14 protein-coding genes are annotated in these 15024 nt (G+C 55.5%); 6 read left to right on the top strand and 8 right to left on the bottom strand.

Going from position 1 to position 15024, the window contains the following annotated elements:
- Positions 1-9: 9 nt before the first annotated feature.
- Both folE and C1N59_RS07080 read right to left on the bottom strand, forming a co-directional pair.
- On the bottom strand, positions 10-675 hold the full coding sequence (gene folE, locus C1N59_RS07085) for a GTP cyclohydrolase I FolE (protein ID WP_006119934.1): 666 nt from the start codon (positions 673-675) through the stop codon (positions 10-12).
- A gap of 125 nt (positions 676-800) precedes the next feature.
- The gene (locus C1N59_RS07080) at positions 801-1928 is read right to left on the bottom strand and encodes a YbfB/YjiJ family MFS transporter (protein ID WP_394550469.1); all 1128 of its coding nucleotides are present in this window, start codon (positions 1926-1928) and stop codon (positions 801-803) included.
- 106 nt (positions 1929-2034) lie between these two features.
- Here C1N59_RS07080 and C1N59_RS07075 point away from each other — a divergent pair, with 106 nt between their 5' ends.
- The 3 genes from C1N59_RS07075 (at position 2035) to fghA (ending at position 5006) form a co-directional block, all read left to right on the top strand.
- Positions 2035-2946 carry a putrescine utilization regulator PtrR gene (locus C1N59_RS07075; RefSeq protein ID WP_039338161.1) on the top strand — a complete coding sequence of 304 codons (912 nt, stop codon included), beginning with the start codon at positions 2035-2037 and terminating at the stop codon, positions 2944-2946.
- A 78-nt stretch (positions 2947-3024) separates the two neighbouring features.
- Positions 3025-4149, top strand: coding sequence for an S-(hydroxymethyl)glutathione dehydrogenase/class III alcohol dehydrogenase (locus C1N59_RS07070; protein ID WP_033740561.1), 1125 nt, complete (start codon positions 3025-3027; stop codon positions 4147-4149).
- Positions 4150-4160: 11 nt separating this feature from the next.
- Positions 4161-5006: an S-formylglutathione hydrolase gene (fghA, locus tag C1N59_RS07065; RefSeq protein WP_394550468.1), complete on the top strand. Its 846-nt coding sequence runs from the start codon at positions 4161-4163 to the stop codon at positions 5004-5006.
- Positions 5007-5041: 35 nt separating this feature from the next.
- Here fghA and C1N59_RS07060 read toward each other — a convergent pair whose 3' ends face one another.
- The 5 genes from C1N59_RS07060 to C1N59_RS07040 all read right to left on the bottom strand — a co-directional run bounded on the left by C1N59_RS07060 (position 5042) and on the right by C1N59_RS07040 (position 9937).
- The gene (locus C1N59_RS07060; RefSeq protein WP_006119940.1) at positions 5042-5830 is read right to left on the bottom strand and encodes an ABC transporter ATP-binding protein; all 789 of its coding nucleotides are present in this window, start codon (positions 5828-5830) and stop codon (positions 5042-5044) included.
- Complete coding sequence (locus tag C1N59_RS07055; protein WP_054633448.1) at positions 5830-6906, bottom strand: FecCD family ABC transporter permease; 1077 nt, start codon at positions 6904-6906, stop codon at positions 5830-5832. The genes C1N59_RS07060 and C1N59_RS07055 overlap by 1 nt, the downstream gene beginning before the upstream one ends.
- Positions 6907-7042: 136 nt before the next feature.
- Entirely contained in the window at positions 7043-8503 is a 1461-nt protein-coding gene (locus C1N59_RS07050) for an amino acid permease (RefSeq protein WP_394550467.1), read from the bottom strand.
- A 181-nt stretch (positions 8504-8684) separates the two neighbouring features.
- Positions 8685-9554, bottom strand: a complete 870-nt coding sequence (gene yieE, locus C1N59_RS07045; protein ID WP_033740566.1) for a DNA-binding transcriptional regulator YeiE — start codon at positions 9552-9554, stop codon at positions 8685-8687.
- A 17-nt stretch (positions 9555-9571) separates the two neighbouring features.
- Positions 9572-9937: a YkvA family protein gene (locus C1N59_RS07040; protein ID WP_006119946.1), complete on the bottom strand. Its 366-nt coding sequence runs from the start codon at positions 9935-9937 to the stop codon at positions 9572-9574.
- 102 nt (positions 9938-10039) lie between these two features.
- Between C1N59_RS07040 and C1N59_RS07035 the strand changes: the two genes are divergently transcribed.
- The 3 genes from C1N59_RS07035 (at position 10040) to nfo (ending at position 13284) form a co-directional block, all read left to right on the top strand.
- On the top strand, positions 10040-11092 hold the full coding sequence (locus tag C1N59_RS07035) for a YeiH family protein (RefSeq protein WP_394550466.1): 1053 nt from the start codon (positions 10040-10042) through the stop codon (positions 11090-11092).
- A gap of 179 nt (positions 11093-11271) precedes the next feature.
- The gene (locus C1N59_RS07030; RefSeq protein WP_394550465.1) at positions 11272-12201 is read left to right on the top strand and encodes an Rpn family recombination-promoting nuclease/putative transposase; all 930 of its coding nucleotides are present in this window, start codon (positions 11272-11274) and stop codon (positions 12199-12201) included.
- Between the two features lie 240 nt (positions 12202-12441).
- A complete protein-coding gene (nfo, locus tag C1N59_RS07025) occupies positions 12442-13284 on the top strand; it encodes a deoxyribonuclease IV (protein WP_033740573.1) in 843 nt (280 codons plus the stop codon).
- A 36-nt stretch (positions 13285-13320) separates the two neighbouring features.
- Here nfo and fruA read toward each other — a convergent pair whose 3' ends face one another.
- Positions 13321-15018 (bottom strand): PTS fructose transporter subunit IIBC, encoded by a 1698-nt coding sequence (gene fruA, locus C1N59_RS07020; protein WP_394550464.1) that lies wholly within the window; start codon positions 15016-15018, stop codon positions 13321-13323.
- Positions 15019-15024 lie beyond the last annotated feature (6 nt).

Here is a 15024-nt window from a genome sequence, read left to right as displayed (position 1 = left end):
CTGTCGATATTAACTGTGACGCACCGCGCGCAGAAATTCCTGACGGGTATTCTGGCTGGATTTAAACAGACCGCCCAGGGAAGTGGTCGTGGTGGCACTGGTGGCATCCTTTACACCGCGTGCTTTTACACAGTAGTGGACGGCATCAATGGAAACAGCAACGTTATTGGTGCCTAACAATGTTTGCAGCGCCAGCAGCACCTGCTGGGTCAGACGCTCCTGCACCTGAGGTCGCTGGGCAAAAAACTGCACGATGCGGTTAATTTTGGATAAACCAATCACTTTGTCTTTGGGAATATAGGCGACGGTGGCTTTACCATCGATAATCACAAAGTGATGTTCACAGGTGCTGGTCAGCGTAATGTCGCGTACCGTGACCATCTCGTCCACCTTCATCTTGTTTTCGATAAGGGTGATTTTGGGGAAATTGGCGTAATCGAGACCGGAAAAGACCTCATCGACATACATTTTAGCGATGCGGTGCGGGGTTTCCATCAGGCTGTCATCTTCAAGATCCAGATTCAGCAACTGCATGATTTCCGTCATATGGCCTGCAATCAGGCTTTTGCGCGTTTCATCGTCCATTTCACGCGTAGGTGCACGCAGCGGCGTTTCCAGCCCACGCGCCAGCAGCGCTTCGTGAACCAGTGCAGCTTCCTGACTTAAGGTACTCATCTTACTCTTCTCCGGCAGGTGTTGCGCCCGCAGTCTGTTACCTGCGGGTCATATTACTGAGCGCGTATTGTGAAACTTTCTGTGCAGGGAATCCAGCAATCAATCTGATTGGAGATGAAAGCTTTTCACGCGGCCCGCCGCCACACTAACAGGCACGCCCAAACCAGGCTGGCGCCTGCTACCCATAACGCAGGCTCAAGGTGGTGCAGAAACAGGGTTGAAAGCGAGGAAAGTAAGGGGCCAGCCAGTTGCCCAATCGCATAGCCGGTGGTCAGTAAGCCCGCCATATAGCGCGTATGCTGCGGAGCCAGTTCACGCGCGCAAAGCAGCGACAACTGCACGACACTCAAAAAGCCTCCGCCCACCAGCAGCGCACCAAGTAACAAACCACCGAACCCCGGCAACAAGGCGGCCGCCAGCACGCCCAGCGCCTGGGCCCAGAGCGTGATGGCCAGGCGGGCATGCGCCTGCCCCATTCGACGCGTCACAATACCGATGACGATGCCCAGCATCGCCGCCCCGCCAAATACCGGCCAGACCAGCTGCGCCAGCGCACTGCCCGGAAAACGGGCTGCCGCCATTTGCGACAAAAAGGTGGCAGGCAAAATATAGCCAAACCCCGCCAGGCTGTAGCTCAGGACCAGCCGCCGCAGGTTGGGCGTCAGCGTCAGCGGCGCTGGTACCTGCCCTGCCCGGTGCAGCGCCCCCGTACGCGGCAGGTTGCGGCAGGTGGCCGCCACCAGCACGGCGGCCAGCACAGCGTAAATGCCCCACGCCAGCGTCACAGAGACCTGTAAACTGTGTAAGATGACCGCCAGCAGGCCGCTGATGAAAATGCCAGCGCCGGGACCGGCAAAGACCGCCGCCGACAGACCAGGACGACCGTGATGATGCAGTTGCTCATTGCTCCACGCGGCCACCAGCACCATGGCCCAGCCGCTGGCCCAGCCAATCACAAAGCGAATGATCCCGTGCAGCCAGGGGCCCCCGGCACAGGCTGACAACGCGGTTAACACCACCGCGCCCCAAACCCCCAGATGCAGGCGCCACTCCACACGCTGCTGCGCGCGCATCGCGTCAAAGGAACCGCACAGGTAACCCAGATAGTTTAATGCTGCGACCACACTGGCACTGGTCAGGGTTAACTGATCAGCCTGAATCAGTAAAGGCACCTGGGGCGTAAACGCAAAACGGCCGATGCCCATGACGACAAACAAGGTCAAAAACGCACTTATCGCGACGCGAAATGCCATTGGGTACCTCAGTTTTTTTAAATTGAAACTTGCGTACAGCATGAACGATGCTTAGAATCACGAAAAGTGAATAATATTAACCAACTTGTTTACAGGAAGAGAACACATGGATTTAGTCCAGCTACGTATGTTCTGTTCCGTGGCAGAGAGCGGTTCTCTTGCCCGTGCTGCGGAACAACTGCATCGGGTGCCTTCTAACCTCACCACGCGCCTGCGCCAGTTGGAAGAGGAACTGGGTGCCGATCTGTTCATTCGGGAAAAACAGCGTATTCGCTTATCCCCGATGGGCCATAACTTTCTTAACTATGCGCAGCGCATTCTGGCCCTGAGCGATGAAGCCTTAAGTATGGCGCGCACCGGTAAGCCTGGCGGGAATTTTGCGCTGGGCTCGATGGAAAGTACGGCGGCAACGCGCCTGCCTGGCCTGCTGGCTGCCTATCATCAGCGTTTTCCGGCGGTCGCCTTATCGCTGATCACTGGCACCTCCGGTGAAATTATCGATCGGGTTCGCGAAGGAACACTGGCCGCGGCGTTGGTCGACGGGCCGGTTCAGCATGACGATCTGAATGGCTGTATTGCGTTCCGTGAAGAGATGGTGCTCATCACTGACCTTGACCACATCCCGGTGACGAGCGCACGCGATACTCAGGAAGATACGTTGTTTGCGTTCCGCAACAGCTGCTCTTACCGGGTGAAACTGGAAGCCTGGTATCGCGACAGCCAGGCCGCGCCAGACAGCGTCATGGAGATTCAGTCTTATCATGCCATGCTGGCCTGTGTCGCAGGCGGTGCAGGCGTGGCGATGATTCCGGCGTCGGTCCTGAAACAGATGCCAGAGCGCGCACGGGTTCAGGTACACAGCCTGCCGGCGAAGTATCGTGATACTGCGACCTGGCTGATGTGGCGACGGGACGCCTTTACGCCCAATGTTGAGGCACTCAAGTACCTTATTATCGAACAGTTTCACGATCGTCCGCTCAACGATGAGCTGATGCATCCTTTACAGGCGGCGGAATAAGATTTCCGCGCTATTTTTAATGAATCACGACCATCCAGACGCCATAACGCGTCACAATCTGACTGGAAGAGGGATTGCATGAACATGATCAAAACCCGTGCCGCTGTCGCCTGGGCCGCTGGCGAACCACTGAAAATTGAAGAAGTGGATTTAATGCCGCCGCAAAAAGGGGAAGTGCTGGTCCGTATCGTTGCCACTGGCGTTTGTCATACGGATGCTTATACGCTGTCAGGTAGCGATCCGGAAGGCGTGTTCCCGGCGATTCTGGGTCACGAAGGCGGCGGTATCGTTGAAGCGGTCGGCGAAGGCGTCACCAGCGTGGAAGTGGGCGATCATGTTATCCCGCTTTACACGCCGGAATGTGGTAAATGTAAGTTCTGTCTGTCAGGCAAAACCAATCTGTGCCAGGCCATCCGCACCACACAAGGTAAAGGCCTGATGCCTGACGGCACGACGCGCTTCTTTAAAGACGGTAAACCCATTTTTCACTATATGGGCACGTCAACCTTCTCCGAATACACCGTCGTCCCGGAAATCTCTCTGGCGAAAATCAGTAAAGAAGCGCCACTGGAAGAAGTGTGCCTGCTGGGCTGCGGCGTAACCACCGGTATGGGCGCAGTGATGAACACCGCTAAAGTTAAAGAAGGCGATACCGTTGCCATCTTTGGTCTGGGCGGCATTGGTTTGTCAGCGATTATCGGCGCGAAAATGGCGAAGGCCGGCCGCATCATTGGTATTGATATCAATACCAGCAAATTCGACCTGGCCCGTAAACTTGGTGCGACCGATCTGATCAACCCTAAGGATTACGATAAACCTATCCAGGACGTGATTGTTGAACTCACCGACGGCGGCGTGGATTTCTCCTTTGAATGTATCGGTAACGTCAACGTGATGCGTTCTGCCCTGGAGTGCTGCCATAAAGGCTGGGGCGAGTCGGTGATCATTGGCGTCGCCGGTGCAGGCCAGGAAATCTCTACGCGTCCGTTCCAGTTAGTCACAGGGCGCGTCTGGCGTGGCTCTGCGTTTGGTGGCGTAAAAGGTCGCTCGCAGCTGCCTGGGATTGTGCAGGATTACCTCGATGGTAAATTTGCGTTGAACGACTTCATTACGCATACCATGCCGCTGGAAGAGATAAATGACGCCTTTGATTTGATGCACGAAGGGAAGTCGATCCGCTCCGTCGTTCACTTCAATAAGTAATCGGGGGCGCTATGACATCTTCTCTTGAGTTACTGGAAGAACACCGTATTTTTGGCGGCTGGCAGCAGCGCTGGCGTCATCCCTCTCAGGTGCTGAACTGCCCGATGACGTTCAGCATCTATTTGCCCCGTCCGCGCGGGGATTCGCCCCCACCGGTGGTGTGGTTTCTGGCAGGCCTGACCTGCAATGATGAAAACTTTACCACCAAAGCGGGTGCGCAGCGCGTCGCCGCTGAACTGGGGCTGGTGCTGATCATGCCCGATACCAGCCCGCGCGGTGAGGCGGTGGCCAATGACGAGGGCTATGATCTGGGCCAGGGCGCGGGCTTTTATCTCAATGCGACGCAGCAGCCCTGGGCGAGCCACTATCGGATGTTCGACTACCTTAGTGAGGAGCTGCCTGCGCTGATTGCCGATAACTTTAAGGTCAGTGAACGTCAGTCGATCATGGGGCACTCTATGGGCGGACACGGCGCGCTGATGCTGGCGTTACGCCTGGCAAACCGCTTTGCCTCCGCCTCCGCCTTTGCGCCGATTGTGAATCCCGCCGATGTGCCCTGGGGACAAAAGGCGTTCACCGCTTATCTGGGAGAGGATCGCCAGGCCTGGTGGGCATACGACAGCTGTCAGCTGATGCGCGAGGTTCAGCATCGCCTGCCGTTATTGATCGATCAGGGCGACAGCGATCAGTTTTTGGCGGATCAGCTTCAGCCGGAGCGATTAGAGGCAGTGGCGCAGGAGATGGATTTCCCGTTAACTCTGCGTATTCAGCCAGGCTACGATCACAGTTACTTCTTTATCGCCAGCTTCGTGGAAGATCATCTGCGCTTTCATGCGCAGCACTTGTTGGTGGGATAACACAACCGGGGATGGCGTGCGCCATCCCCGTTTTTTTACATCAGCCCTTCCCGGACTAATCCGTCAATCATGACCTGCGGCATTCCGCGGGAACAGTGCTCAATGCGGCCCTGCACGCCATAAACCTGCGCCAGCGTAGTGGGCGTGATCACGCTATCCGGTGCGCCTTCTGCGATTAACCGTCCCGCTTTGAGCATCAGCGCATGCTGCGCGTGACGTAAAGCGATATTGATATCGTGGACCACGACCACCGTCACCATATTGCGTAGCGCCGTCTCACGCCGCACTAAATCCATAACGTGGAACTGGTAGTTTAAATCCAGCGCACTCAGCGGTTCATCCAGCAGTAACAGCGCAGGCCGGCGAATCAACGACTGGGCCAGGCCAACAAGCTGCTTTTGTCCACCCGAGAGCTGATCCAGATACCGCATCGCCAGATGGGCAATGCCCAGTTGATCCAGCAGTCTCATGACATCGGCTTCACTGGCGGGACTGTGCAGGCCCGATGACGCACGCTGCGCGACGATAATGGACTCCAGCACATGCAGATGCACCCCCGCGGGCAACGATTGCGGCAGGTACACAACCTGTCTGGCCCGGCGGGCAAAGGGCTGAGTCATCAGATCTTCGCCGTTTAACCACAGTTCGCCCTGCCCTTTATTCAGCCCGGCCAGCGCACGCAGTAAGGTGGATTTACCGCAGCCGTTCGGTCCCAGCAGGACCGTGATTTCGCCACGCGGTAACGGCTCGACGTGAAGGTTATCAATGACCTGACGTTTAGGATAACCGGTGGTGAAGCCGCGCAGGCGTAATCCCTGTTCCATTACACATGCCCTCGGTGACGCAAAATGATACTCAGGAAAAATGGCACCCCAATGAGCGAGGTCACAATCCCGACCGGGATGATGGCTCCGGGAATCAGGTTTTTGGAAGCCACTGAGGCCAGCGACAGCACAAGGGCACCGGTCAGCGCACTGGCAGGTAGATAGAAGCGATGATCTTCGCCAAACATCATACGGGCGATGTGCGGTGCGACCAGGCCAATAAAACCAATCGGGCCGACAAAGGCAACCGCTAAGGCGGATAGCACACTAATACGCAGCAAAGTCGCCAGGCGCAGACGGCGCACATCGATACCAAAGCTCACTGCCCGGTCTTCCCCCAGGCGCAGTGCGGTCAGTTTCCAGCTACTGAGCAGGGAAAACGGCACCAACAGCACAAAAGCCGCGCTCAGTACGCCCAGTTTTTCCCAGGACGCACGCGCCAGGCTGCCCATGGTCCAGAACACCAGCCCCTGTAACGTATCTTCACTGGCGATAAACTGCATCATCGACACCAGCGCATTAAAGGTAAACACCAGGGCAATACCAAATAACACCACGCCAGATGATGAGACCTGTGTCCAGCGCGTAATGCCGTCCAGCATTAAGGCGGCCAGCAGAGCAAAGATAAACGCATTGGCTGAGATAAACCACTGACCGGAGATCCCCGGAATCCCTACACCTAAAATAATGGCCAGTGCGGCGCCGAATGCCGCCGCCGAGGAAACGCCCAGCGTAAACGGACTGGCAAGCGGGTTATTAAGGATGGTTTGCATTTCTGCGCCAGCAAGGCCCAGTGCAAGGCCGACCACGATGGCCATGAGCGCATAAGGCAGGCGGATATCCCAGACAATGACGCGCGTGCCTGCATCAACGCTCTCGGGTGAGAGCAGCGTGTGCCACAACGTCGATAGCGAAAGTCCGGCCGGGCCGAGCGTAAAGTCCAGAACCAGTGACGCAAGGATCGCCACCAGCAACGCCCCTATCCAGAACAGGCGGCGGCGCAAAACCTGATGATAATTTTTCAGTATGGGCTGATGGCCTGCTTCAGCACCAATCAACGAGGATTCCGTTGTCATGGTCCAATCCAGTAATGGCTCCAAAATTAAAAACGCAGCCACAATAGTGCAGGTGATAATAATTATCAATTCATGGAATGTTAATAGTGATGACGTAACGTAAAAGCGCACGGCGTTTACCGTGCGCTTTTAACCGTTATGAGCGGGGAAATTCCATCTCACTGTATTTCACAATGCGTCCGCCCCGCACCAGCCTGTAACCCAGCCAGATCAGCAGGAACAAGGGCAGGCCAATATACGTCGCTGCAACGCTGTACCAGTCAATGGTGTCCTGCAGGAAGGCCTGGTAATTCTGACCGAGCGTAATAATCAGACAGAGTACAAAGGCAAAAATGGGCCCCAGTGGGAAGAAGCCTGAGCGGTAAGGCAAGTCGCTCAGATCGCGCCCCTGAGCCACATAACCGCGACGGAAACGATAGTGACTGATGGCAATCCCTAACCAGGCGATAAAGCCTGTCATACCGGAGGTATTCAGCAGCCAGAGATAGACTTCCTGATAACCAAATTTTGAGGTTAAAAAGCACAAACCCGCGACGACGGTGGTGGCCCATAACGCATTACGCGGTACGCCGCCTTTTGACAGCCGGGCAAAAATGCGCGGCGCTTTACCTTCACACGCCAGGTTATACAACATGCGCGTTGAGGCATACATCCCGGAGTTACCGGCCGACAGTACCGCCGTTAAAATCACCGCGTTCATGACCGCCGCCGCAGACAGCAGGCCGGCATTCTGGAACACCAGGGTAAACGGACTCACGCTGATATCTTTAATATCATTGTGCAACAGTTGCGGATCGGTATAGGGCAGAATCAGACTGATAATCAGAATGGCCAGCACATAAAACAGCAGGATGCGCCAGAACACCTGACGCACGGCGCGCGGAATGTTTTTCGCCGGATCTTCAGATTCACCCGCCGCTATGCCAATGAGTTCAGTCCCCTGGAAAGAAAAGCCGACAATCATCGCAACACCGATCATCGCCGCGAAACCTCCGGCAAACGGCGCATCGCCTACCTGCCAGTTATGCCAGCCTGCATTTTCCGCGCCACGCATAATACCCACAATCATCAACACGCCCACCACGATAAAGATCACGACGGTGGCGACTTTGATCAAGGAGAACCAGTATTCGGTCTCGCCAAAGCCTTTGACTGAAATGTAATTGATCAGGAACATCAGGCTCAGGAACAGTGCGCTCCAGATCCAGCCCGGCGTGTCGGGGAACCAGTAATTCATAACCAGTTGCGATGCCACCAGGTCGACAGCAATGGTGACCGCCCAGTTGTACCAGTAATTCCAGCCCAGGGCGAAACCAAAGCCCTCTTCCACATATTTGGCACCGTAGGTGGCGAAGGAGCCGGAAACCGGCATAAAGGCGGCCAGTTCGCCGAGGCTGGTCATCAGGAAATAGACCATTAAGCCAATTAAGGCATATGAGAGTAATGCCCCGCCGGGGCCAGCTTGAGAGATGGTGGCACCGGATGCCACAAACAGACCTGTACCGATTGATCCGCCAATGGCGATCATGGTGAGATGGCGTGCTTTTAGATCGCGTCGTAACGCAGGTTGTTGTGTTGTATTTGTGTCATTATGCATGTGTAAACATTACGCTGGGTAAAAATAAGGCGCGATTGTAGCAGCAAAGGCCACGCTGTATAGCGAATGCTACGCTGTTATTAGTTACCTTCATGATTGGCGCGAAATTATTAGCGGCGCCGCCTGTTTCCCTGAAATTCAAGGGGTTGAACCGCTGATTAAACCACCATTCATCGGGCGTTTACGTTTCCCGGCAGTACGATAAAAACCGCGACAGGGCCTTTGAGATGTGTTTTTGTCGATGGTGGATGCGATAAAGCGTGCGCGTCAGATTCGGCAAAGGCGTTTTCAGCTCAATCAGCGTCCCGGCGCTCAACTGCTCGGCAATCACCCGACGTGATAAGCAACTGATGCCCATCCCGTGCCGCACGGCATGCTTTATCGCTTCGGAGTTGCCCAGCTCCATGCCCAACTGAAATGTCGGCAAATGGGACAACAGCAGATAATCGACAATCTCGCGCGTACCTGAGCCGCGCTCGCGGAGAATCCAGGTGGCCTCAGCCAGCGAGGTCAGCGTGACGGGCTGCTGCAAAATGGCGGCGTCCGGTGCGGCAAAGACCACCAGTTCATCTTCCAGCCAGGGCTCGCTGACCAGTTCTGTCATATGGCACGGCCCCTCAATTAATCCCACATCGACGCGAAAATCGGAAACGGCTGTGATCACGTCCTGACTGTTTCCCACGCTCAGCTCTAAAGGCAACGTGGGGAAATCACGGCGGTAACCGGCAATCATCCCCGGCAGCAGATAATTCCCGATGGTGCTGCTGGCATAAATACGAATAGCCCCGTTATCTTCTTTAAATAACTGTTCGATTTCTGTGGCCTGTTCGAGCAGGCCAACGGCACGGGGATAAAGTAACCGGCCATGTTCGTTGAGCACTAGCCGCTTTCCTACCCGATCGAAAAGCTGCACACCTAACTGGTTTTCCAGATCAGCCAGGGCGGCACTGACAGCAGACTGGGAGAGCGCCAGCACCTGAGAAGCCTGGGTGGTAGAGCCGCTTTTAAGCACCTCGGTAAACACTTCAATTTGTCGCAGGGTAATATGCATGAAAACTCCGGAATCACTTAGCGCGCGACAAGGTAAACGATCAGGGCGATCCACAGCAGAAAAATCACACCCAGTACACCCAATACTTTTTTACCGCGTGCACGCTGTTGCTGCGCACGCGCGACGCTGCGGGCCCGAACCTCGCGCGGCAGCATTTTCAGCAGTAGCATGACACCGGCAGGGATAATGACGGCATCGTCTACTAGTCCCACAACCGGGATAACATCCGGAATCAAATCGATCGGACTTATGCCGTACGCCAGCAACCCGGCGGCCAGGCCTTTACACCACAGCGGTGTTTGAGGATCGCGACAGGCAAAGGCGAGCGTCAGCACATCGCGTTTGATGAGCGTGATTAAGCGTTTCAGTCGTGCAAACAGCATAGTTCCTGCCTTATCACTTATAGCGGTAGATTATAAATATATAATCAATTTCACTTTTAACAAGCCCCGCATGATGATGAGCGCTCAACCAGGAGCGTAATCATGGCAGACATCACCCTCTCAAAAAATCCTTTCGTTCAGCAGTGGCTACCCGGCCTGTTGTTATGCGGCCTGATCGCCAGCGTGACTGCCGCTGTGGCCCAGGTGCCAGGCATCGCTCGTCTGGGTCTGGGATCATTAACTCTGGCGATTGTGCTGGGCATCATCGTCGGTAACAGCGTTTACTCGCCTCTTGCCGGCCAGTGTGACGCGGGCGTACAGCTGGCAAAACAAAAACTGCTCAGGCTCGGTGTGATTCTGTTTGGCTTTCGCATCACCTTGCAGCAAATCACCGACGTGGGATTAAGCGGTCTGCTGATTGATGTGCTGACCCTGAGCAGTACGTTCTTTGTGACCTGCCTGCTGGGCCGACGTCTGCTGAAGCTTGACCGCGAAACTGTATGGTTAATTGGTGCAGGCAGCAGCATCTGTGGCGCCGCGGCGGTGCTGGCCACGGAACCGGTGGTCAAAGCGGCGCCGTCAAAAGTGGCCGTTGCCGTCGCTACGGTGGTGCTGTTTGGTACCCTGGCGATTTTTATTTATCCCGTTTTGTGGCCCCTGGTGCATGACTTTTTTCCCCGTGTCACGCTGACGCAGTTTGGCATTTTTACCGGTTCAACCATTCATGAGGTGGCGCAGGTCGTTGCTGCCGGACACAGCATTGCGCCCGAAACCGAAAGCAGCGCCGTCATCGCGAAAATGCTGCGCGTCATGCTGCTGGCGCCGTTTTTACTGTTGCTGAGCGGCGCCCTGCGACGTGAGCAGGCAGAACAGCAGAGCGCAAAGCCGGTGACGTTTCCATGGTTTGCCCTGATGTTTGTCGTTGTCGCCTTGTTCAACTCGCTGCACTGGCTGCCGGCCGGATGGGTGAATATGTTCAACACGCTGGGAGGAATATTGCTGACCATGGCAATGGCGGCACTGGGTCTGACCACCCGTTTCACTGCCCTGCGTGCAGCGGGCTATAAACCTGTGCTGTTGGGGGCACTGGTCTTTGGCTGGCTGGTGCTGGGCGGCGGCACGATTAACCTGCTGGTTCAGCGTTTTATCGCGTAAGGCACGTTCATGTCTTTATTAAACCGGCCGCATGCAGGCCGGTTAGCCCGTTTGCTCGCGTGCTGAAGGTGTTCATCTCATCAAGCGTTGCGAGAAGCGCCGTAAATTAAGCCATTGTTATTAGGTAAGATCCTCCCGTAGCTCTATTGTAGACCGGTGATTTTTACGAGCCGGAACTGATGAAGAGAACGTCCCCAACACCGACACCTCACGACGCGCTGTTCCGACAGTTTCTGACCGAGCCGGACGTGGCGCGGGATTTTATGGCGATCCACCTGCCACAAGCGTTGCGCGCCCTGTGCGATCTGACCACGCTTAAGCTGGAATCGGGTTCCTTTGTCGAGGACGACCTGCGGCAGTACTATAGCGATGTGCTGTACAGCGTGAAAACCGCGTCCGGCGAAGGCTATATCCACGTCCTTATTGAACACCAGTCTGGTCCGGATAAACACATGGCCTTCAGGTTAATGCGCTATGCGGTGGCCGCCATGCATCGCCATCTGCAAGCCGGACATCAAACGCTGCCGTTAGTCATTCCCGTCTTGTTCTACACCGGTAAACGTAGCCCCTATCCCTATTCTCTCTGCTGGCTGGATGGCTTTGCGTTACCGGATCAGGCGGGCAAACTTTACACGGCGGCTTTCCCTTTGGTTGACGTAACGCGTATCCCTGACGACGAGATCCTGCACCACCGCCGTATGGCCGCCTTAACGTTACTTCAGAAGCACATCCATCAGCGTAATCTGACCGTGATGCTTGACAGGCTGGTGGCTATTCTCACAAATGAATATCTCTCTTCATCACAGGTTATCTCGCTGGTAAACTACATGGTGCAGGCGGGCGAGGTGTCGGATGCGCACGCCTTAATCCATAAGCTGGCACAGCGGGTGCCGCAACACGGAGACGCACTGATGACCATTGCAGAACAGCTGGAACAAAAAGGGATTGAGAAAGGTATCCGTTTGGGCGAACAGCGTGGTCTTGAGAAAGGCAGAAAGGAAGAAGCGCTGAAGATTGCCCGGGTCATGTTAACTAACGGCTTTGACCGCCCTACCGTCATCAAAATGACCGGCCTGAGCGAAAAAGATGTCGCGCAACTCCGCCACTGACAGGTTTGCCCAACCTTTTTAGTCCCCGCATCATTCTGTTGCAGACGCTTGCCAGCTCGCCATGCTGGCAGCCTGTCCTTTCTGACGCCGCTCTGTTCTGCGGGGCAGCAGATATTATCCTGTCGCGCTGCTGTTTGCCTGCCTAATCCGGGTGTAAAAATTTCCGCCGCGCTGCGTTTTGCCCCAGTGTCATCGTGTATCATGCCGTTCAGACTGAGTTGAACCCTTCAGGAGAACGGCATGAAGTATATTGGCGCGCACGTCAGCGCATCGGGTGGTGTGGATCAGGCAGTGATCCGCGCGCATGAACTGGAAGCCACGGCGTTTGCGCTGTTCACCAAAAATCAGCGCCAGTGGAAAGCCGCCCCGCTCTCGGATGAGACCATTGCTGCCTTTCGCGCTGCCTGCGAGAAATACCACTTTTCATCAGATCAGATTCTGCCTCATGACAGCTATCTGATTAATCTGGGGCATCCGGTTATGGAAGCCCTGCAGAAATCCCGCGATGCCTTCGTGGATGAAATGCAGCGTGCAGAGCAACTGGGCCTGACACTGTTGAATTTTCATCCGGGTAGCCATTTACAGCAGATTGACGAGCTGACCTGTTTAAAACGTATCGCTGAGTCCATCAATATCGCACTGGATCAGACCCGCAACGTCACCGCCGTGATTGAAAACACCGCCGGACAGGGCAGTAATCTGGGCTTTCGCTTTGAGCATCTCGCGACCATTATCGAACACGTTGAAGATAAATCTCGCGTAGGTGTTTGTATTGATACCTGCCATGCTTTCGCCGGCGGATATGACCTGTGCAGCGAAGCAGCCTGTACTGAAACCTTTGCCGAGTTTGATCGCATAGTCGGATTTAATTATCTGCGTGGCATGCACCTGAATGATGCCAAAAGTACGCTGGGCAGCCGGGTTGACCGTCACCACAGCCTGGGAGAAGGCAATATCGGTAAAACCGTGTTTAGCTGGATAATGAAGGATTCGCGCTTCGATGGTATTCCGCTGATTCTGGAGACCATCAATCCGGATATCTGGAAAGATGAAATAGCCTGGCTCAAATCAGAGCAACGTTAAAAAAAGGAGCCTGGCGGCTCCTTTTTCCTTTTAAGATCAGGCCTTCGCCAGTTCTTCTTCCGGGCGTTTCAGCACCGCATATCCTAATCCGGCAATGGCTGTGCCGATAACAATCGACAGCAGGTAACCCAGTACCGGGGTAATTGCACCTGGAATCAACAGCACGAACAGGCCGCCGTGCGGTGCCATCAGTTTGGCACCAATCGCCATAGAAGTGGCACCGGTCACCGCACCGCCGACGATACAGCATGGCAGGACACGCATGGGGTCACGAGCGGCAAACGGAATCGCACCTTCTGAGATAAAGCACAGGCCCAGAACCAGCGCGGCTTTACCTCCTTCCTGCTGACCTTTATTGAATTTACGACGGGCAACCAGCGTCGCCAGCCCCATTGCCAGCGGTGGCACCATACCCGCAGCCATAATGGCGGCCATCGGTGCATAGGTTTGTGAACTCAGCAGACCGACACCGAAAGCGTAGGCAACTTTGTTAACAGGACCACCCATGTCGGTACACATCATACCGCCGAGGATAGCACCCAGCAGGATGGCGTTAGCCGTTCCCATGTGAGCCAGCCAGCTGGTCAAACCGCTCATGATGCCCGCGACGGGTTTACCGACCACATAAATCATCAGCAAGCCGGTGATCAGGCTGGCAAACAGCGGAATGATCAGGATAGGTTTTAACGCTTCCATACTTTGTGGCAGCTTCACTTTGCCGCTAATGAGTTTGGCTGCATACCCCGCAATAAAGCCCGCGATGATGCCGCCAAGGAAGCCCGCGTTGATGCTGGTGGCGATCATCCCGCCAATCAGGCCCGGCGTCAGGCCCGGACGGTCCGCGATAGAGAACGCGATAAAACCCGCCAGTACCGGCACCATCAGGGCAAACGCGCTGCCGCCACCGATTTGCATCAGCGCAGCCGCCAGCGTACCCGGCTCTTTAAACGCCGTAATACCAAACGCAAACGACAGCGCGATACTCAGACCACCAGCCACCACCATCGGCAGCATGTAAGACACGCCTGTTAACAGATGACGGTAAGCACCTGCACCGCCCTCTTTTTTCTCTTCCTGATTGCTGTTTTGTGCGCCGGACGGTTTAAACGGCTTCGCTTCAGCAACGGCTTTATCCAGTTCCTGAGCGGTCTTCTTCAGCGCCAGGCCGGTTGAGGTACGGTACATCGGTTTACCCGCAAACTTCGCCAGGTCCACTTCGATATCCGCCGCCACGATTACCAGATCGGCCGCCGCCACTTCTTCTGGCGTAATCGCGTTACCTGCACCAACAGAGCCACGGGTTTCAACTTTCACCCACCAGCCGCGTTTGGTCGCTTCAGCCTGAATAGCTTCAGCCGCCATAAACGTATGTGCTACGCCCGTTGGACAGGCCGTTACGGCAACCACGCGTTTTGGTCCGTTAGCTGACGCTGTAGCAGGGGTTGCAGCCGGAGCGGCTGCGTGGGCCTGCCAGGGTTTCGCTTCGGCTTTCGCACGGTTCAGGAACTGTTCTGGCTCACTGACCGCCTGTTGAACATCGCCCAGCCAGACGGATTTTCCGTTCAGCGCACCATCGTCAGGCACATGTTGACCGGTGACAATCACCAGTTCGGCTTCCGCCGGGTTTTCTGTTAGCGTCAAACCCGCCTGCGCAGCAGCCGCAGCCAGACGTTTTTTTGCCATGTAGGCAGAGGCCAGTCCTGTTGAAGGATCTTTTATCAGCAGCGTTTTCACTATCGC

Source organism: Pantoea sp. SGAir0183 (assembly GCF_043545505.1).
This window is presented reverse-complemented; position numbering and strand designations above follow the sequence as displayed.

What these genes read in the sequence shown, in the direction of transcription:
- fghA (WP_394550468.1), top strand. Translation starts at nt 4,161, where the DNA reads ATGACATCTTCTCTTGAGTTACTGGAAGAACACCGTATTTTTGGCGGC.
- C1N59_RS07055 (WP_054633448.1), bottom strand. Translation starts at nt 6,906, where the DNA reads ATGACAACGGAATCCTCGTTGATTGGTGCTGAAGCAGGCCATCAGCCC.
- C1N59_RS07075 (WP_039338161.1), top strand. Translation starts at nt 2,035, where the DNA reads ATGGATTTAGTCCAGCTACGTATGTTCTGTTCCGTGGCAGAGAGCGGT.
- C1N59_RS07050 (WP_394550467.1), bottom strand. Translation starts at nt 8,503, where the DNA reads ATGCATAATGACACAAATACAACACAACAACCTGCGTTACGACGCGAT.
- C1N59_RS07030 (WP_394550465.1), top strand. Translation starts at nt 11,272, where the DNA reads ATGAAGAGAACGTCCCCAACACCGACACCTCACGACGCGCTGTTCCGA.
- C1N59_RS07070 (WP_033740561.1), top strand. Translation starts at nt 3,025, where the DNA reads ATGAACATGATCAAAACCCGTGCCGCTGTCGCCTGGGCCGCTGGCGAA.
- C1N59_RS07035 (WP_394550466.1), top strand. Translation starts at nt 10,040, where the DNA reads ATGGCAGACATCACCCTCTCAAAAAATCCTTTCGTTCAGCAGTGGCTA.
- nfo (WP_033740573.1), top strand. Translation starts at nt 12,442, where the DNA reads ATGAAGTATATTGGCGCGCACGTCAGCGCATCGGGTGGTGTGGATCAG.
- yieE (WP_033740566.1), bottom strand. Translation starts at nt 9,554, where the DNA reads ATGCATATTACCCTGCGACAAATTGAAGTGTTTACCGAGGTGCTTAAA.
- C1N59_RS07040 (WP_006119946.1), bottom strand. Translation starts at nt 9,937, where the DNA reads ATGCTGTTTGCACGACTGAAACGCTTAATCACGCTCATCAAACGCGAT.
- C1N59_RS07080 (WP_394550469.1), bottom strand. Translation starts at nt 1,928, where the DNA reads ATGGCATTTCGCGTCGCGATAAGTGCGTTTTTGACCTTGTTTGTCGTC.
- folE (WP_006119934.1), bottom strand. Translation starts at nt 675, where the DNA reads ATGAGTACCTTAAGTCAGGAAGCTGCACTGGTTCACGAAGCGCTGCTG.
- C1N59_RS07060 (WP_006119940.1), bottom strand. Translation starts at nt 5,830, where the DNA reads ATGGAACAGGGATTACGCCTGCGCGGCTTCACCACCGGTTATCCTAAA.